A 17,536-nucleotide genomic window follows, 5' to 3' on the forward strand; every position below is an offset into this window, starting at 1 on the left:
CCACCTGAAAAATGACATGAAAGTGTCATAAACTTGCACAGTTTCACATTTGCAGCCCGCAATCACGCGCCCGGTGCGCCCGCTGCGCCCGTTGTGGCCAGCCGCTGACAGTCACTGGGATGGTCATGGCCAGCCGCAGAGCAGTCGTCGGGCCGGCCACCGGGTGTCTCCCTCAGCAGCCCCCACAGCAGCCCCTTCAGTCACACCCAAAATCCGCCCGATACTTGAGGATTCCACGCGACAAACTAGATTGTGTGTACGGTATTCCTTATATTCTTCATATTCTTTCCAGATAATCTTCCGGGAGAACGCGGCCGGGAACTGATTTGCACTGATCGGAACCGGTTGGAACCGATTGCGGGCTTCTCACAGCTGAAGCCCAGCCAGAGTCCGGCCAAGAACCCCAAGATTTAAACGAAAACAAGAATCTAAACAGTCAAAAACATTCAACGTTGCAGGATAGAAAAACTTCTATGGCGAATTCAGACGGCCTCAAGCGCCTTGTAATTGTCGAGTCGGCGACGAAAGCTCGCAAGATTCAGCCGTATCTCGGCGATGATTACATCGTGGAGGCGTCGGTGGGCCACATTCGCGACTTGCCCCGTGGCGCAGCCGATGTTCCGGCTCGTTACAAGAAGGAGCCCTGGGCTCGTCTGGGTGTGAATGTCGACAACGGATTCGCTCCGTTGTATGTCGTCAGCGCTGATAAGAAGAAGAAAGTCGCTGACCTGAAGGCCAAGCTCAAGGAAGTCGACGAACTCTATCTCGCAACTGACCCCGACCGTGAGGGCGAGGCTATTGCCTGGCACTTGCTGGAGGTTCTGAAGCCCAAGGTGCCGGTGCGCCGCATGGTGTTCCATGAGATCACCAAGCAGGCCATCTTGGAGGCCGCGGCCAACACTCGTGAGCTGGACCAGAACCTGGTTGATGCCCAGGAAGGTCGCCGTATCCTCGACCGTCTTTACGGCTACGAGGTCTCCCCGGTGCTGTGGAAGAAGGTCATGCCGCGCCTGTCGGCAGGTCGTGTGCAGTCGGTGGCAACGCGGGTCATCGTCGAGCGTGAGCGCGAGCGCATGGCGTTTATCTCCGCTGAGTACTGGGATGTCGCCGCAACTTTGGACACCGGTTCGGCTTCTGCTGATGCCAACCAGCCGAAGGAATTTGTCGCAACCCTGACCAGCGTTGATGGTCAGCGCGTAGCGCAGGGCCGGGACTTCGATGACCATGGCCAGCTGAAGAAGTCTGAGGGCATTCGGGTCGTCGATAAGCAGCTCGCCGAAACTCTGGCGGCGGACCTCGCGGGCTCTGAGCTCAAGGTCGCGTCGGTGGAGGAGAAGCCGTACACCCGCCGGCCGTACCCGCCGTTTATGACGTCCACGCTGCAGCAGGAGGCGGGCCGAAAGCTGCATTACACCTCTGAGCGCACGATGCGTGTGGCGCAGCGTCTGTACGAAAACGGTCACATTACCTACATGCGTACCGACTCCACGACGCTGTCCAAGGCCGGCATCGACGCCGCGCGTAAGCAGGCACTGGAGCTCTACGGCTCGGAATACGTCGCCGATGCGCCGCGCCAGTACTCGCGCAAGGTGAAGAACTCGCAGGAGGCGCACGAGGCGATTCGTCCGGCTGGCGAGACGTTCGCAACGCCAGGTCAGCTGGCTGGCTCGCTGGATGCCGAGGAGTTCAAACTCTACGAACTGATCTGGCAGCGCACCGTCGCCTCGCAGATGGCCGACGCGCGCGGCACGTCCATGAAGGTCACCATCGCAGGTGCTACCGACACGCACGCCGTCGAGTTCGCCTCCACCGGACGCACGATTCGTTTCCCGGGCTTCCTCAAGGCATACGTCGAGGTCTCCGCGCTTTCCGACGGTCGCAAGGTCGCCGACAACGCCGAGAAGCGTCTGCCACAGTTGACAGAAGGCCAGGGCCTGACGGCCACGGACTTCAGTGCCGACAGTCACTCCACCAACCCGCCTGCGCGCTTCACTGAAGCCAGCTTGGTGAAGAAGATGGAGGACCTGGGAATTGGGCGTCCGTCGACCTACGCGTCGATTATCAAGACCATTCAGGATCGCGGCTACGTCTACTCCCGCGGCAACGCTCTGGTGCCCTCGTGGGTGGCCTTTGCCGTGGTGGGGCTGATGGAGGAAGCGTTCTCCGATCTGGTCAACTACGACTTCACCTCCGAGCTGGAGGATGAGCTCGACGGCATTGCTGCGGGCAATAAGGATCGCACGACCTGGCTGACCGGTTTCTACTTCGGCGATGACAAGGATCACCGCCACAAGGGAGCCGACGCTATTGCGACCCACGGTGGTCTGAAGAGCATCATCGATGTGAACTTGGAATCGATTGATGCTCGGAAGGTCAATTCGCTCCACCTTTTCGACGATGCCGAGGGCAACCCGATCATCGTTCGCGTTGGCCGCTATGGGCCGTACCTGGAGCGTACGCGCCCGGGGGCCGGTGAAAACGGTGCCGACGAGGTGCAGCGCGCCAACATCCCGGAGGCCATGACTCCGGACGAGCTGGATCTGGCCGCCGCCGAGAAGCTGCTGGCCATGCCGCAGGGTGGTCGTGAGCTGGGCATTAACCCGGCCAATGGTCGCATGATTGTTGCTCGCGATGGCCGCTACGGCCCCTACGTCACCGAGCTGGTCACCGATGAAGAGCGCGAAGGCGTCGTAGCCAAGGCTGAGGAGATCATCGCAGCTGAGCGCGCCGAAGAGGACGCTCAGCGCGCTGCCGAGGGCAAGCGAAAGAAGAACTGGGAAACCAAGACCGCTGCCAAGCAGAAGGAAAAGCGCACCGCGGAAATCATCGAGGAAACTCTGAAGCCGAAGACGGCCTCGCTGTTTTCCTCCATGGAGCCGTCGACTGTCACGCTGGAAGAGGCTCTGAAGCTGATGAGCCTGCCGCGCGAGGTCGGTGTCGATCCGGTCGATAACGAGGTTATTACCGCTCAGAATGGCCGTTACGGTCCGTACCTGAAGAAGGGCACCGACTCGCGTTCACTGGCCAACGAAGAGCAGATCTTTACCGTGACTTTGGATGAGGCTCGTCGCATCTATGCTGAGCCGAAGCGCCGCGGTCGTGCTGCTGCGAAGCCGCCGCTGAAGCAGCTGGGCGACAACGATGTCTCCGGTCGTCCGATGTCGGTGAAGGATGGCCGTTTCGGTCCGTACGTCACCGATGGCGTCACCAATGCTTCGTTGCGCAAGGGGGATACCCCTGAGACGCTGACTGATGTCCGCGCCTGTGAGCTGCTGTCTGAGCGTCGCGCGAAGGAAGCCGCCGATGGCGGCACCAAGAAGGCTGCCAAGAAGTCGACTCGCAAGACCACAAAGAAGGCTGCGAAGAAGACCACCAGGAAGGCGGTCAAGCGCACCACCAAGCGAGTGGTGAAGGCGACCCGCCGGGGCAAGTAGGGCTTAAGGGGCCGCCGCGCCCGCCGCGCTCGGCGTACCCGGCGCACCCGGCGCATCCTGCGGAGCAGGCTTGGGGCCGCCGACCCCGGCCAACTCTGCCCGCATCGTCGGCCCGTACGACAGCCGGCGATGCACCTTCTCAAACGGACCCTGCATGCCGCGACGCTCCATCGCCCACGCGGCCAACAACGTCACCAGCCAGACACCAATAGCGATGAGTGTTTGCACAAATGCACCCATGTCGCGCGGGATGTTCAGAGTAAACGGGTACACCAGCACAAAGAAGATCACCGACTGCATCAGGTAGCCCGTCATCGAACGCTTACCGAGTGCCACAATCGGCACCAGCCAACCAGGTACAGCGGCGCCCTCGTTCAGGCGTCGTTGGAGCGGCTGCAGTGCTAACGCCAGCCCGGCTAGGATGCCAGGACCGGCGAACACTCCGGCAAAGTTATTAATTACCAAGAAGGCCATGTGCTGTCCGGCTGGAAGAACACCAATCGCTGCCAACCCCATAGGGATGCCGATACCGAAAGCCACGACCACAGCCACCACGAGCCACCGAATAAGCAGGGGGCGGTGCGCGTCAACGTCGTCAAGCACGCCCTTGCGAGCCCACACGAAGCCAATCATCATCACCGGCAGGTAGAGGAACAGCTGCAGCGGCAGGGTAGTGATGCTCATTGTCAGGACCTGCAGATTCGCGGCGAGCATATCCAGGTAACTTGTTTCAATCGCACCGCCGTTGACGAACTGGCTCATGTCGGAGCCGACGAACTCGGCGTCGGGCATCGCAATTACGAATCCCAAAAACAGCAGGCTCAGTGCAGCGTTGATCGTCAGCGCAATCCACGCGAGAATCGTCAGCACCTTGTTGCTGAGGCCCATAAGTAGCCCGAGGATGATGCCGCAGATGCCATAGAGAAACATGATGTCGCCAAAGAACAGAAACAGCATGTGCGCAACGCCGAACAGCCCCAGGAACGCATAACGCTTTACGACGACCACCCGCGCCCGCGACCGTGGAAAGTTCCTCCTGGCCAAACTGCGGACGATGAGTCCCACACCGAAGCCGAGCAGCGTTGCGAACATCGGCAGCCCGCGGTTATGCGCGGTCACTGCGGTAAACAGCACGGTGGCCTTGTCGGCGATGCTGTCGCTTATGACGCCGCCGAAGAATGCTGCGGGCAGTTCGGGATCTGCAACCAGCCAGGCGGTGGCAATGTTCGCGATCGCGATGCCGAGGAGGGCGAATCCGCGCGCAGCATCGGGGACGAGCATGCGGGGTCTGGGGTCGGTGTTAGAACTGGGTCGGTTGTCAGTCATTCCTCCAACGTAAAGGAACTGCGGGTGGGTGCGCAGGTTGGCGGCGGACGGCGATTGTTGCAGGAGCCTTGCGACATATCGAAAAGCGATATAGTATCGAAAATCGATACATCGAATAACGATGTGTTGGGGTTTGGCTGCAGCTCCAAGCGCCCCGCAGAATAATCTCACTAACCGCGCCAATTACGGTGCAGTAAGGAAGTTAGCTATGGTATCTCCACAGACCAAGAAGCCAAATGACCCGTATGTCAATCAAACTAAGGAGCGCCGGGATGTAATCGTGAGCCTTTTTGCCGGAGTGTTTGCACTGGTTTACATTTTGCTCCAGCTCCGCCATCCGGTTCTTCATCAGCAGTTCCCCAGTGATCTGACCCTGCTTTTGCCCGAAGTGCTGGGAAGTGGCAAAGGGGTTCCTATCGAGGTTATGAGTGGTGGAGTCCTCTCCTTGTTTATTGCTGCGACTGTTGTTCGATGCGCTATCGTCGCCGCGATTGCCGTGCTCTGCGTGTTGTTCTCACTCTCGTACCTGAAGGGCGAGTTTTTTACAGTTAAGACTGCGCGACGAGTTATGGCTATCTCCTGGCTGGTAGCGATGTATCCGGCAAGTAGTTTCCTACAGCATATGGGTGAAAACTGGGTCGCAAGTGGCCTGAATCTGAGCGCGTGGTACCAGCGTGATCATGCCGATTTCAATGAGCACCTGGGAATATGGTTTGTGCTTATGATAGTCATCTCCACTCTCGGAGTTATGTTGTTCCGAGCTGCGCGAATGCAGGAAGATCAGGAAGGACTCATTTAAATGGCGAAGGTTGTGTGCCACTTAGATGAGCTGCTTGAAAGCCGCGGAATGACGTTGGCAGCCCTTTCCGAACAGGTCGGGGTCACTCCGGTCAACCTCTCAGTGCTGAAAAACAACAGGGCGAAGGCCGTGCGATTCACGACGCTCACTATGTTGTGCGAAGCTTTGGACTGCCAGCCAGGAGATTTATTCTCGGTGGAGTAAGTGTGTTCGCCGTCTGAGAAGTCTAGGGGTACTGGGCGCCCAACGAGCCCTAAGCTTCGTCGGCAAGCGTCGGGCGCACCGGGCGCGCAAGCTGCGTCATGTGCGTACGGCCGCGCAGCTCCACGGACTTCAGGGTGGTCCAGCGAGCCTGCTCGTCCTCGTTGGCCAGGCGAATGGTGGAAGCTGTGGCGAGCACGCGGCCCGGGGTGTCCTTGGCCAGCTCGGTCAGACGGGCAGCCTGGTTAACCGCGTCACCAATAACCGTGTATTCAAAACGGTCGCGGGCACCGATGTGGCCGGCAACGACGTGCCCGGCGGAGACGCCGATACCCGCGGTGAGCTGGAGGTCGAGCAGTTCCTCGCGCAGTTCACGGGCGGCTGTGAGGGCGTGCCCAGCAGTGTCATCGAGGGGCAGGGGAGCGCCGAAGACAGCCAGAGCCGCGTCACCCTGGAACTTGTTGATAATGCCCTTATTGCGGTGCACACAGTCAACAACGTGGTCGAAGAAGGCATTGAGCTCACGGACAACGACTTCTGGCGAGTTCTTCTCCGCGAAGTTGGTCGAACCAATCACGTCCACAAACAGCACCGCGACGAGGCGATTCTCGCCGCCCAAAGTCGGCTTTTCTTCCAGAGCCTTACGGGCGACCTCAGACCCGACATAGCGGCCGAAGAGGTCACGGACCCGCTGACGCTCCTGCAGGCCACGCATCATTTCATTGAAACCCGCCTGGAGAACGCCCATCTCGGAGCCGTCGTAAATAGGCACGCGCGTATCCACCTGGCCCTGGCGGACCTTGTTAATCGCACCCGTGAGATCACGAATCGGGTCGACGATGGACATAGTGGCCAACATCGTGCCGAAATAGCCGGTAATCAGAGCCAGAATTGCCAGCGCGGTGATGGTGGGCAGCAAATCTGCCGCGTCATCTGTGAATAGACCACGGCGCTGACCTATCAGCACAAGCAGGATTGCTACCACTGGAACACCGCTGGTCAACACCCACGTCTGGCGCAGGCGGTGGCCAATCGGTGGCTCCAGCGAAGAATCCGGGGCCCTACGCGCCAGCGCCTCCACAGCAACCGGACGCACCATGCGCTCCGCAATTAGATAGGTCAACAGTGCCACCATGGCGCCACCGAGCACCGAGGTGAGCAGCACCATCAGGCCAATCTTGCTGTCATAGGCGAACGCGACTCCACTGAAGACAATCACGCCCAGAGACCAGATGACGGTACCCAAGAGTGCCTGATAGACAGGCACGCGCATGACCAGATAGCGCACCCGCCGCGGATCGTGCAGCTCTGGATGACGCTGCCATTTCAACAGCGGCTTGAACAGGATCCAAGTAGTGCCGATTCCCGCAATAATTGCCAGAACCAGGTAACCAGCCAGGGCATAGATGACCCCATTAGCCAACCGCGGCAGGTGAGTTTCTTGGTTCAGTGGCAACAGCATGCCGAGGAACAAGCCGACAATCATGGCTCCGACAAGGTTGCAGACGAAGATAAATGAGGCATAAGCAGGCCACATTGTCCCGCTTAGCCATTTCAGATTTCGCCAGAGCCGTTGCATGATTACTACCTTAGTGGCAACCCCGGATTGCAGGGAGTAGTTACCTCACAAGAGTCTCGTGGGGCGCGCTAGAGTTGTGGCCATGACAGAGCCGATGACAGAGCGCAGCGTGTTTTCTCGTATGCCCGAAACCGGTGGGGTTCGCCAGCGGCTGCAGGCTGCTGTGCGCGCTGCGCATTATCGCTTTGCCAACGGTCAACCGCTGGCAGGCGATGGGGCGGAGGTTTCGCCGGAAGGTGGGGACGCGGGGTCGTCGTTAAGCGATGTGCCACGCGACTCGGACATGACGCACGCCTGGCTGTTCACTGGTCCTGCGGGGTCGGGGCGGTCGGTGACGGCGACGGCGTTTGCGGCGGCGCTGCTGTGCACGAGGCATGACAACCCCGGATGCGGTGAGTGCGAGGGCTGCCGGACGGCGCTGGCGGGAACGCATGGCGACATCAAAATCGTGCGCCCGGAGGGCACCATTATTTCCGTGGCGACGGTGAGGGACGAGCTGCGGCCCTGGGCCTACAAGATGCCCACAACGGCGGATTGTCGCGTGCTAATCATCGAAGACGCCGACCGCCTCAACGAATCCGCCTCAAATGCGCTGCTCAAGGTGGTGGAAGAACCGCCGCTGCGCACCGTCATCATCATGTGCGCACCAACGACGAACGCGGAGGATTTCTCCGTTACGCTCCGTTCGCGCTGCCGCCACGTCTATGTGCCGACGCCGCATATCGACGACGTCACAAACCTCCTGCGCGCCGAGCGGCCAGAGCTTACCGACGAGCAAGCGGTCTGGGCCGCGACGGTGTCCAACGGTCACATTGGGCGTGCGCGTGGCTTTGTCTCCGATGAGGGCTCGCGTGCCTGGCGGGGCAAGGCCCTGGATTTCGTGGAGGCTGTGTTCGATCCGGCGAAGTCATACGTGGCGGCGCGTGAGCTGGCCAACGAAGTAGCAGGCGAGGTCAAGCGGCGGATGGAGCCACTAGAGGCTGAGGAGCTGGAGAACCTCGAGCGCTCACTGGGCGTAGGTGCGTCCGGCAAGGGTGCGCAGGCGGCGCTGCGCGGCTCTAAGGGTGTGATCAAGGAGCTGGAGGATAATCAGAAGCGGCGGCGCAGGCGCGCGGAGTCAGATCTGATTGACCTGTCGTTGACCGACATTATGGGGCTTTACCGTGACGCCCTGGTGCTGGCGTTTGGGGCGGAACGTGCTGGGTCTGCTATTGACGCTTCTGTTTCAGATTCCGGTGCTGATTCCGAGTTTGGGGATGGCTCCGTCTACCTCATAAATCCAGACCGCCGGCGGACGGCGACGGAGCTTGCCCGACGTCTTCCGCCGGAGGCGATATTGGCCTCCATCGATGCCGTAACCGAGGTGCGCGGCATGCTCGTGACTGCAGTGAAGTTGACGGTCTTGATGGATGAATTGATGGCTAAATTGCAGATCGCAGGGCAGGTTGGTCGCAGGTAAGCCGCGAAAAGCACCTAATTCAGCAGACTGCAGGCCCCATTTTGGTAGCAATGGGGACAGTGCAGTAGTATTACCGCTTGTACATTTTGTGCAGGGTTATTTCTGCTTGCTTGAAAGCTCGGCGCAATGTGCGTGCCGCCTTAGCTCAGTCGGTAGAGCGTCTCACTCGTAATGAGAAGGTCGCGAGTTCGATTCTCGCAGGCGGCTCCATTAAGCCCCAGCTAGAACAGTGTTCCAGCTGGGGTATTTTCCTATCGTAACTGGCTAAGTCGTCCCAGATTATCCGTGCTATTACCGAGTGTAGACAGGGCACAGGCTGAGAACGCCGAAGAGGTGGATCGGGAGCAGAAATTAGAATGGTTCCTCGTGGATAAGGGACAGGAAGAGATCATTGAGCGGCTCCTAGAGAAGAGTAAGGAAGCTTTTGCTCTTGCAGTGGAGCTGTACAACAGGCCAACGTTGAAATACCACGCGGAGACCTGTTCAATTTTTCTCTGCAACGCATGGGAGTTAATGCTCAAGGCCTACCTGATTCGAGAGCGGGGAATCGAGTCGATCTATTACTCGGACGAATCTGGAAAGACAATTGCTCTAGCAGACTGTCTCAAGAAGATTTTTACGAATGATAAGGACCCACTGCGCGTCAACATGGCGGAAATCATTCGCTTCCGCAATGTCAATACCCACTTCATCACTGATGAATATGAGATTTTCATCGGACCGTTCCTGCAAAAATCTGTCATGAACTATGCAGATAAGCTCCTCGAACTTCATGGCGAATCCGTTAGCGATTTAATACCGGAGAATCACTTGACGTTGGCCGTGCGCCGCGGTGCAATTGACCCCGACGTGATTCGGACGAAGTACGAGCCTCATGTCGCAGAGAAGCTTCTCAAGATGAGTCAGCTAGCCGCCGACGCGGCAGGAACCGGGGAAGGGGGTGCCGCTGCCGTCATCTATGAGACAAACCTGCGCATCGTCAAGAAAGCGAAGGATGCCGATCTTAACGTGTATGTCGACAAAGACGCGGAAGCCGGCATCACCATCGTTAAAGACATCCGAGACGCTGCCTCCTATTACCCTTACACAGTTGGTAATGCAGTAAAAGAGGTGCGAAATCGGTTAAGAAAGTCGAAAACCACTATTTACTTCCGAGGCGAGGAAAAGTTATTCAACCGATGGCACTTCAATCTCTTCAATAAGGTATTCCAATTTAAAGAGGATGGCAGGTACGCACACGATCGCAGCACCGCTGGAGAACCCAATTCATCCTGGACATACTCTCAGCGAGCAATCGAGTTTATCGTTGCACAACTCGAAAAAGAGCCAGGGACGTGTATTGATGTCTTGCAGTCCAAGGTGAAAACAAAGTAAAAACGCCAACCCTCGGAGCAAAGGAATTCTCAGGCCGAAGCCCTACTCCCATTCGGGAACCCAGCTTTATCCTTCTCGGGTTGACGCTGTACCTGCCAGAATAGTGGGGCGCGAGGCCTTCTACAACACAAATCTTCCCGGTGTGCTCAAAATGGTTTCAAAATACCAGGTAAACGCGGCGCAAGAATTTCGGGAAAATACCACCGGTAATTCAGTTGCACTAGCCAGCGTCTGCAATCACGCACAGCCCTTCGCACTCGCTGTTTATTTCTGCTTGCGCCGGTAGTCCACCTGGCGGCGCACATGGGCGACGACATCCCCCTCCTCATCAAGGATGTCCACGTCGAACCAATGTAGGTACTTCTCGCCGTTGGCCGTCTTTTCTTCGATGAGCGCGTAGGTCTCCTCGGGGATGCGCATGTCAGCGGTGACCGTGCCGCGGCCGGGTTTCAAGTACTTAATCTCACCAGCGGCGTCCTAGATCCGGTACTCCTTGCCCAAACGGTGCATGGAAGCGAGCATGAAGAAGGGATTCGTCATGGCGGAGAGCGTGCCACCGAAGGCAACGCCCATGGCGTTCTTGGTCAGCATGTTTGTCTTGTGGCTGACAACGACGCGGGTTCCATCATCGGCGAATTCCTTGATCCTTATGCTGGCGCCCAAGAAGGGTGGCCAGAACCCCATGAAGCGCTTGAGCTGGCGTGCAGAAAAGTTGGACATGAGAAAGCTCCGAGTAAGTGGTGGGGCAGGTGGGCTAAATGGGCACAACTCTACCGTCGTGGGACGGGGAGCGCCCGCACTTTGATTCGCCGTATCGTCTTTCTATAGGTAGTGCCAGGTCATGCACTGTGTACAGGAAAAAGTAGTGCTAGCGCTAGTGCCTTTCGCTCTCGTGGGAAACACAATATAGAGCATGAAAAAGCTTGTGGTTGGCATGATTGCCGTGGTGGCCGTGATTGTGGTGGTGTCTGTCGGGTTTGTGGGATTCATGCAGTGGGTCGATGCAGACAGTGTGACCGGTGATGACGGCGTGGCTGCCGGGTATAGCGCTGAAACGGGTGGCCCGCTGGAAGCGTCGTTCGCGGGCGAGGGCCCGCACGCAGTCGACGTGCAGCGCGACGGCGACGTGACCATTGCGGCACCGACGGGCGCGGGACCGTTTCCGGCGGTGGTCATGGCTAATGGCACGAACACGCCGTTGAGCAGCTACCTGCCCGTGGCGGAACACCTGGCTAGTTGGGGCTTCGTGGTTGTCGGCGATGAGACTCTCCAAACTGGAACAGGGGAGAATGTCGTGAACTTGATCGAGCACTTGCCGGAACTGGATTCCCGTGTGGACCGATCACGGGTCGGCATCTTCGGACACTCACAGGGTGGTGCGGGTGCCATCAACGCTGCGGCCCACACGGAGGTAGCAGCTGTATATGCGGCAAGCCCAGCCTCCCACAAAGTGGCACAGTCCAATGACTGGGACTACACCACCGCGAACGTAAAAGCACCGTTGTTCTTGATGACGAGCGATGGCCGTTCGGACCGTTGGTTCGTTAGCCCTTGGTCAGACCTAGAGGAGAACTTTGAATCAGCTGGTGGCCCGGCGGTCATTGCCCGCCGCCTGGGTGTGGACCACAAGGATGTTTTGGAGTTCGGGGACGGTTACGCCACCGCGTGGTTCCGCTACATCCTCGCTGATGATTCTGACGCACGAGACGTGTTCGTTGGCACTTCACCAACGGGCGCTGGTGAGCTGGCGAGCAACGCGCTCTGGGACCGAGTGGCCATCCGCGGCTGGTAACTCGCGGGGTCTTTCACCATCCCGTGCGGTGTACCGAACACGCTAAAAGTAACCTGTGCTCACACGCCCCTTCGGCAGAGGTGGGATTCAAAAAACCAGCAGCCCTGATAAATTTCAAGTGAATTGTCAACCGGGCTGCGCCACGCCAGCTTGTACAAGCAGAATCGAAATCGCCCTCGTGGATCTCGCCGGTATTCACCGCGATGCGCTCATGCTCAAAGTCGGTGCCGAGGTGGAGGTGGCCCACCCGAATTTCGCGGGCTTGGCGGGCGAAGATGCCCAGCGCGTGAGCGAGGACGGCCTGCTTGCTGCCCAATCCGCCATCCGAACCTGCCGCGAGCAGCTGCCGCAGAACGTCACCCCGCAGCTGGCTTTCGATGGCATGGTGGGCCGCCTGCGCCTGACCTGTGGTGCGCGCTAACCTTCAGCATGTGCTGTGCGTGCCCTACATCAAGCAGCCCGATTTCTTTCTTCAGTCCCGGCCTAGGCTCAACTCTCACGCGGTGCATATACACACGGCAGCGTGCCGCCTTAGCTCAGTCGGTAGAGCGTCTCACTCGTAATGAGAAGGTCGCGAGTTCGATTCTCGCAGGCGGCTCGGTTTGAAACGGGATCCTTTAAAAAGGGTCCCGTTTTTTTATTTTTTGGATCGGTCAAACATGAGGAGAGCGAATCCGGCGGCAATCCAGAGGATGAGAACCCACCAGGCTGCCACAGCGCCGTTGCCATCGAAGAATGACAGGGACCTGACCAGGTGTCCGGTCGCCCCAATGGGCATCCACTGGCCAAGAGTGGACCAACCGGCTGGAAGCAGCCATGGGCCAGTGGATAGTCCAGATAGCGGGTTCGCTAGGAAAATCGTCAAAATGGCGCCAATGCCTACACCCGGAGTGCCGATAATGGCTGCGAGCCCAGCGGTGAGCATTGAGGTAGCCAGGATTCCCAGAGAAATAGCCAGCCATTCCATGCCGAAGCTGCCCGAAAGCGTGCCGTAGACAGAGTGGAGCATCCACGTTGCCACGAGGGCTCCGAAGACTGCGATGCCAGTGAGGACGCCCAGTTTCGTCCACTTCTTACCGCGGAAGAGGAAAGTGGCTATAACCGCCGAGATGATACCGCCGAATGCCAGCGGCAAGCCGAGGAGCGCGACACCGGAAGCTTGTGGGTCATCCTGTGTGGTTGGAGCCAAATCCTCCCGCTCTACAGGGATGTTTTGAGACTCGAGGGTCGTCGCAATGCCGTCGATAAGCTGCGAGTAAGGTGCGCCGTTGCCTGAAGCGGTGTAGGCGGTAGCGCCCGTCGGGGAGATGACGATGCCGCCAACAGTTTCGCGATTGAGGATTGACTCGCGTACGGCGTCAGGGGTGTCCATCACCTGGATATCAGGAGCATCGTCGCCAGCTTTGTGTTCGATGGCTTGGGTGATTTGTTCGGATATTGGGGCGGGGGCAGTCAGCGCAATGGGGACATCGTTCGGGCCGGAGGCAAATGTCGGTGCCAGGAACGCGAAGAGCATGAGCCCGATGACGAGCGGAATACCGAAGATCACGGCTACTGCTTTGGGGGCGGGTGAGGCTTTTTTCGTCTCAGTCGTAGCTGTTGACATGGCCTATCTCCTAACTGGAGCAGAGTGTTTCACTTACAAAGTGGAGCAGAGTGTTCCGTTTGTTAGGATGCAAGTGTGAGACAAGATGCAGTGATGAACAGTGATGCCATCGTGGAAGCAGCGCGAAAACTCTTGATAGAGCAAGGAGCCGGTGTATCCATGCGTGCGATTGCCAGGGAGGCCGGTGTCGGTTTAGCTACGGCAAGCAGGCACTTTCCCAGCAGGATTGAGCTTCTCGGCGCAGTCAGTGCTCGTGTTGCAGCTGATATCGACAGGGTTACTGAGGCAGCCGTAGCTCAGTTTGACGACGATCCGGACGGCGCTTGGCACGAAGCAGTCCACGCGATCGCGAAATTAAGTGTTGCGGCACTTGCCCAGGCATTATTCAGCGATCTCAATACCAGTTTGGGGAGCGAGGCGAAAAAGATTGATGGCATTATCGAAAAGCGAATGACGGAGTTGCGTCAGAGCTATGCACGGCTTTTGGATAAGGCCAAAGCAGTTGGACTATGCCCGGAGGGCGTTGCACCGCTTGATTTCCACCTTGGGCTCGCTGTGGTCTCGCGTCCCCTTCCTAACTCGGCAGCGGTAGAGCAGTACTTTTCCGGTGTGCAAGAAAAGCTTGTGGACTTAATGCTTACGGGTTTGGCAGCACAGGCGAAGGGGAATCACTAAACCCCTCGGTGATAAGTCCTGAAAAATCCTGCACACGTTCCGACGCGGGGTGATTCTCCGAAACGAATGGGGGCGGAAATCTCGGAGCCGGGGACTCTCAATCGAGTGTTTGCTACTGTTACTCAGCACATGGCAGGTACGCGGAAACTAGGAGAACGCACTATGCGGCAGCCCGGACACCAGCGACGAGCAGTGCAGCGATCAGCGGGACGACTAGCTGTGGTTTTGGCGGCCGCGGCAATCATGCCTGCCGGTCTTGTGGCCTGCACCATCGACACGGAGGCTTCCAGAGCAGGAAGCGCTCAGCAAGCTGCCTCGGCAGAAACTCAAACGTCCTTGGCAGCTGAAGAAGAGGCCATGCAGATGCCGAACCCCACGCCGCCGAATGAGGAGTTTGCAATGCCTGATTCTGCTAACCCCGACGCAGTTGCTCCGGGCGACGCGCCACAACAGCAAGCTAATCGCGCTACTTCGCGTGCCGACGGCTCCAGCGCTGTAGCCGGCAAGGTCATCTATCTCGACCCGGGACACGCCGGCACCCCACCACCAGCGGACATGATGGTCACTGATGGTCGTGGTGGACAGAAGCCGTGTAATACCTCCGGAACTGCTTCGAATGACGGTTTCCCGGAGCACGAGTTCAACTGGCTGATGGCACAGGAAATCAAGCAACTGCTCGAACAGCGCGGTGCTCAGGTGCTACTCAGTCGTGCTGATGACACCGGTCGTGCAGATTGCATCGATGCCCGTGCGGAGAAGGAAAATGCCTCCAACGCCGATGCCGTGGTGAGCCTCCACGCAGATGGTGCTGGAGAGGGCAACCGCGGATTCCATGTGTCTGCGATCTCTCAGCCGCTCGCCAATAATGACGAGCAGGGATCTACCGCGCTGGCAACCGCGCTGCGCGATGCTTTCGTCGCAGCCGGTTTTGCTCCATCCAACTACCTTGGCAGCCAGGGGCTGAATCCGCGCGCAGACCTCACCGGACTCAACCTATCGACGAAGCCAAAGGCGCTGGTCGAATACGGCAACATGCGCGACAGCAGCGATATTGCCCTCTTAAACTCCAACGAAGGCCGTCAGCGCTTGGCAGAGGCCACTGTGGCTGGGCTGGAAGGATTCTTGGCGAAGTAGCCAACCCGCCAAGCTGCTAACTAGCCGGGTTGGCCTTAGCCTTCGGCGTCATTGCGTCGTAAGGCTCCATCATGGGGATATCCAGCATGGTGCTGGGGGTGCCGAAGGCGTCGACAAGTACCTCAGACCAGGGGCCAAGGGAATCAACCAGATCAGCCAAGCCCGCCCGCGCGCCCTTGGTGCGAGTACCGGTGAGCAGTGACTGCTCCAAGAACCAGCCGGCGTTATCGCAGACGACCGACAGGAAGAACACATCACGAACCTGCTCGAGCACTTCTTGAGAGCGCTCGTCTGTGATCGTGGATTCGGCTTCGAAGAATGCTTCCAAGATCATGCGATCTATATGCGCCCACGCGCAGGAAATCATGTGGTCCTGGACTTTGTCCACCAGCTTCACGGCCTCTTCCACAGGCAGTTTCCGCGCCGGGCGCAGCCTGCGAGCAAGGGACTTGAGAAGTCGGTTCTCGCGCTCGATGAGCAATTGCATCTGGCTGGCGGGGTCAAAGAGCGAGGACTCATCAGCGTCAGTCAGCGCATCCAAGAGGTTCTGAACGACGGCGTCCGCACCGGTGCGACGGCGCAAAATGCCACTGAAATTGTCGAGGCCGAAGCGCACCATTTCCAGGTTGGAAAAACTCTGTACCTCCCGGGCAAAACCACCTAAGAGTTCCTTGGTGACCAGCTGCAACATCACCACGTTGTCGCCCTCAAAGGTAGTGAATACGTCGGAGTCCTCTTTGAGAATGGTCAACAGGTTTTCTGCCATGTAGCCAGCTCCACCGGTGGCCTCACGCATCTCCTGGATGGCATCGGTGGCATGCGCGGTGTTCGCGACCTTCAATGCAGCGGCATGCGCCTCCATCTCCCGCAGATCGCGAGCCTGCTCCGGGGTTAGATTCGCACGGTCCAGCCCTTCCGCTTCGAGATCGTGAATCCGCTTGATCAGCAGGTTGGTGGCAAATTGCAGACCGTACGAACGCGCAATGCGGGGGAGTAGCCGGACTCGGTGCTGGCGGTGCTCAATGAGTTTCTTTTCCGGCAGCGAATCGTCGGGAGCAAATTGACGCCGCAAGTGTGCGTACTTGGTGCCGATGGTCAGTGCGGTGCGGGTTGCCGCACCAGCGGCCGCACCGACTGTCACGCGGCCGCGCACGAGGGCACCGAGCATCGTGAAAAACCGTGCATTGGGGCTGTCAATATCGCTGCTGTACTCGCCAGTGGCCGAGACATCTGCAAAACGGTTAAGCAGGTTCTCCCGCGGCACGCGGTAATGGTCGAACATGAGAGTGCCGTTGTCCACGCCCAAGAGGCCACCCTTGGTGCCGTGGTCGCCAATTGCAACCCCGTCGACAGGCGAACCGTCATCATTGCGGATCCGGGCAACAATGCAGTGCACACCATGGGATTCTTCCTGCCCTGGTGTGTAGAGCTGGCAAAAGACCGCAGCCCAGCGCCCATCGCGCGCGGCGTTGCCCAAAAACCATTTCTCAGAGGAAGCTGTCGGCGAATTGAGGATGAATTCTTCCGTCTCGGGGTCGTAATGTGCCGTGGTTTCGAGCGATTGCACGTCCGAGCCGTGGCCGCGTTCGGTCATCGCAAAGCAGCCGAGAGCCCGCAGCTCAATGAGGTCACGCACCAACTCGCCGTGGCGCTCAGTTCCCAGGTTGCTGACAGCGCCACCGAAAAGGCCCCACTGCACGCCGGACTTCACCATCAACGACAAGTCGGTGTGGCCGAGCATTTCAATCCCAGAGAGAGTCCCACCGGTATCTCCTGTGCCTCCCTGGTCGGCGCGGAATGCACCATAGGGCATGCCGGTCTTAAGCACCTTGGACAACGCCTCGGTGGTGTGCTGCCTGGCCTCCTCCACGGTCAGCCCAGAGGTGGGCCGCAGGGTGGGGTCTTCTAAAAGGGCGCGGACATCAGCGCGCGCCTCGGGGAAATAGCCGTCCAGGACCTTTTGCAGTGCGCGTGACACTTCTGGTTCAGGTTGGGAGGGGAGTGTCTTCGGAGCATCGGTCGAGCGCCGGCGGGGGATTCGCGTGGAGCTGGAAGAAGTCTGTGCCATAACCCAACGTTAATGAGATATCTGGGGCTTGTCAGCCGCTTTCGACTGAGAAACTCATGAGGAAATCGGGACCGAGGAAAGAGAAAACG

12 protein-coding genes, 2 tRNA genes and 2 pseudogenes are annotated in these 17,536 nt (G+C 58.7%); 11 read left to right on the forward strand and 5 right to left on the reverse strand.

Annotation, left to right across the window (positions count from 1 at the left end):
• Positions 1-473 precede the first annotated feature (473 nt).
• The gene (gene topA / locus HMPREF2847_RS03200; RefSeq protein WP_070851512.1) at positions 474-3,434 is read left to right on the forward strand and encodes a type I DNA topoisomerase; all 2,961 of its coding nucleotides are present in this window, start codon (positions 474-476) and stop codon (positions 3,432-3,434) included.
• 3 nt (positions 3,435-3,437) lie between these two features.
• Here topA and HMPREF2847_RS03205 read toward each other — a convergent pair whose 3' ends face one another.
• Positions 3,438-4,760 (reverse strand): DUF418 domain-containing protein, encoded by a 1,323-nt coding sequence (locus HMPREF2847_RS03205; protein ID WP_231367170.1) that lies wholly within the window; start codon positions 4,758-4,760, stop codon positions 3,438-3,440.
• 208 nt (positions 4,761-4,968) lie between these two features.
• Between HMPREF2847_RS03205 and HMPREF2847_RS03210 the strand changes: the two genes are divergently transcribed.
• Both HMPREF2847_RS03210 and HMPREF2847_RS03215 read left to right on the forward strand, forming a co-directional pair.
• Entirely contained in the window at positions 4,969-5,559 is a 591-nt protein-coding gene (locus HMPREF2847_RS03210) for a hypothetical protein (RefSeq protein ID WP_016421941.1), read from the forward strand.
• Positions 5,560-5,763: a helix-turn-helix domain-containing protein gene (locus tag HMPREF2847_RS03215; protein ID WP_005511351.1), complete on the forward strand. Its 204-nt coding sequence runs from the start codon at positions 5,560-5,562 to the stop codon at positions 5,761-5,763. It begins immediately after the preceding gene.
• A gap of 49 nt (positions 5,764-5,812) precedes the next feature.
• Here the strand turns inward: HMPREF2847_RS03215 and HMPREF2847_RS03220 are convergent, their stop codons facing one another.
• Positions 5,813-7,339 carry an adenylate/guanylate cyclase domain-containing protein gene (locus HMPREF2847_RS03220; RefSeq protein ID WP_070549776.1) on the reverse strand — a complete coding sequence of 509 codons (1,527 nt, stop codon included), beginning with the start codon at positions 7,337-7,339 and terminating at the stop codon, positions 5,813-5,815.
• 82 nt (positions 7,340-7,421) lie between these two features.
• Between HMPREF2847_RS03220 and HMPREF2847_RS03225 the strand changes: the two genes are divergently transcribed.
• From HMPREF2847_RS03225 to HMPREF2847_RS03235, 3 genes are all read left to right on the forward strand, one after another.
• Positions 7,422-8,798 (forward strand): DNA polymerase III subunit delta', encoded by a 1,377-nt coding sequence (locus HMPREF2847_RS03225; protein ID WP_070851514.1) that lies wholly within the window; start codon positions 7,422-7,424, stop codon positions 8,796-8,798.
• A gap of 134 nt (positions 8,799-8,932) precedes the next feature.
• Positions 8,933-9,008 (forward strand) — tRNA-Thr (locus tag HMPREF2847_RS03230).
• Positions 9,009-9,164: 156 nt separating this feature from the next.
• Positions 9,165-10,172, forward strand: a complete 1,008-nt coding sequence (locus HMPREF2847_RS03235; protein WP_070851531.1) for a DUF3644 domain-containing protein — start codon at positions 9,165-9,167, stop codon at positions 10,170-10,172.
• A gap of 264 nt (positions 10,173-10,436) precedes the next feature.
• Here the strand turns inward: HMPREF2847_RS03235 and HMPREF2847_RS03240 are convergent.
• A pseudogene (locus HMPREF2847_RS03240) lies at positions 10,437-10,892 on the reverse strand (DUF4442 domain-containing protein).
• Between the two features lie 193 nt (positions 10,893-11,085).
• On the opposite strand from HMPREF2847_RS03240, the gene HMPREF2847_RS03245 reads away from it, so the two are divergent.
• The 3 genes and pseudogenes from HMPREF2847_RS03245 to HMPREF2847_RS03255 all read left to right on the forward strand — a co-directional run bounded on the left by HMPREF2847_RS03245 (position 11,086) and on the right by HMPREF2847_RS03255 (position 12,562).
• Positions 11,086-11,964: a poly(ethylene terephthalate) hydrolase family protein gene (locus tag HMPREF2847_RS03245; protein ID WP_070851516.1), complete on the forward strand. Its 879-nt coding sequence runs from the start codon at positions 11,086-11,088 to the stop codon at positions 11,962-11,964.
• 163 nt (positions 11,965-12,127) lie between these two features.
• Positions 12,128-12,385: pseudogene (locus HMPREF2847_RS03250) on the forward strand (DNA polymerase III subunit delta'); the annotation flags it as partial.
• A 104-nt stretch (positions 12,386-12,489) separates the two neighbouring features.
• Positions 12,490-12,562 (forward strand) — tRNA-Thr (locus HMPREF2847_RS03255).
• A 39-nt stretch (positions 12,563-12,601) separates the two neighbouring features.
• On the opposite strand, the gene HMPREF2847_RS03260 is transcribed toward HMPREF2847_RS03255, so the two are convergent.
• The gene (locus HMPREF2847_RS03260; RefSeq protein ID WP_070851519.1) at positions 12,602-13,570 is read right to left on the reverse strand and encodes an ABC transporter permease; all 969 of its coding nucleotides are present in this window, start codon (positions 13,568-13,570) and stop codon (positions 12,602-12,604) included.
• A 93-nt stretch (positions 13,571-13,663) separates the two neighbouring features.
• Between HMPREF2847_RS03260 and HMPREF2847_RS03265 the strand changes: the two genes are divergently transcribed.
• Both HMPREF2847_RS03265 and HMPREF2847_RS03270 read left to right on the forward strand, forming a co-directional pair.
• Complete coding sequence (locus tag HMPREF2847_RS03265; RefSeq protein WP_070851520.1) at positions 13,664-14,245, forward strand: TetR/AcrR family transcriptional regulator; 582 nt, start codon at positions 13,664-13,666, stop codon at positions 14,243-14,245.
• 162 nt (positions 14,246-14,407) lie between these two features.
• On the forward strand, positions 14,408-15,379 hold the full coding sequence (locus HMPREF2847_RS03270) for an N-acetylmuramoyl-L-alanine amidase (RefSeq protein ID WP_070851522.1): 972 nt from the start codon (positions 14,408-14,410) through the stop codon (positions 15,377-15,379).
• A gap of 16 nt (positions 15,380-15,395) precedes the next feature.
• On the opposite strand, the gene HMPREF2847_RS03275 is transcribed toward HMPREF2847_RS03270, so the two are convergent.
• A complete protein-coding gene (locus tag HMPREF2847_RS03275; RefSeq protein WP_070851523.1) occupies positions 15,396-17,447 on the reverse strand; it encodes an acyl-CoA dehydrogenase family protein in 2,052 nt (683 codons plus the stop codon).
• Between the last annotated feature and the right edge of the window lie 89 nt (positions 17,448-17,536).

Origin of the sequence: Corynebacterium sp. HMSC074C03, assembly GCF_001838285.1 — a bacterium.
GTDB lineage: Bacteria > Actinomycetota > Actinomycetes > Mycobacteriales > Mycobacteriaceae > Corynebacterium > Corynebacterium amycolatum.

Coding starts and splice junctions, on each gene's coding strand:
- HMPREF2847_RS03265 (WP_070851520.1), top strand. CDS start 13,664: ATGAACAGTGATGCCATCGTGGAAGCAGCGCGAAAACTCTTGATAGAG.
- HMPREF2847_RS03245 (WP_070851516.1), top strand. CDS start 11,086: ATGAAAAAGCTTGTGGTTGGCATGATTGCCGTGGTGGCCGTGATTGTG.
- HMPREF2847_RS03210 (WP_016421941.1), top strand. CDS start 4,969: ATGGTATCTCCACAGACCAAGAAGCCAAATGACCCGTATGTCAATCAA.
- HMPREF2847_RS03260 (WP_070851519.1), bottom strand. CDS start 13,570: ATGTCAACAGCTACGACTGAGACGAAAAAAGCCTCACCCGCCCCCAAA.
- HMPREF2847_RS03225 (WP_070851514.1), top strand. CDS start 7,422: ATGACAGAGCCGATGACAGAGCGCAGCGTGTTTTCTCGTATGCCCGAA.
- HMPREF2847_RS03205 (WP_231367170.1), bottom strand. CDS start 4,760: ATGACTGACAACCGACCCAGTTCTAACACCGACCCCAGACCCCGCATG.
- HMPREF2847_RS03220 (WP_070549776.1), bottom strand. CDS start 7,339: ATGCAACGGCTCTGGCGAAATCTGAAATGGCTAAGCGGGACAATGTGG.
- HMPREF2847_RS03215 (WP_005511351.1), top strand. CDS start 5,560: ATGGCGAAGGTTGTGTGCCACTTAGATGAGCTGCTTGAAAGCCGCGGA.
- topA (WP_070851512.1), top strand. CDS start 474: ATGGCGAATTCAGACGGCCTCAAGCGCCTTGTAATTGTCGAGTCGGCG.
- HMPREF2847_RS03275 (WP_070851523.1), bottom strand. CDS start 17,447: ATGGCACAGACTTCTTCCAGCTCCACGCGAATCCCCCGCCGGCGCTCG.
- HMPREF2847_RS03270 (WP_070851522.1), top strand. CDS start 14,408: ATGCGGCAGCCCGGACACCAGCGACGAGCAGTGCAGCGATCAGCGGGA.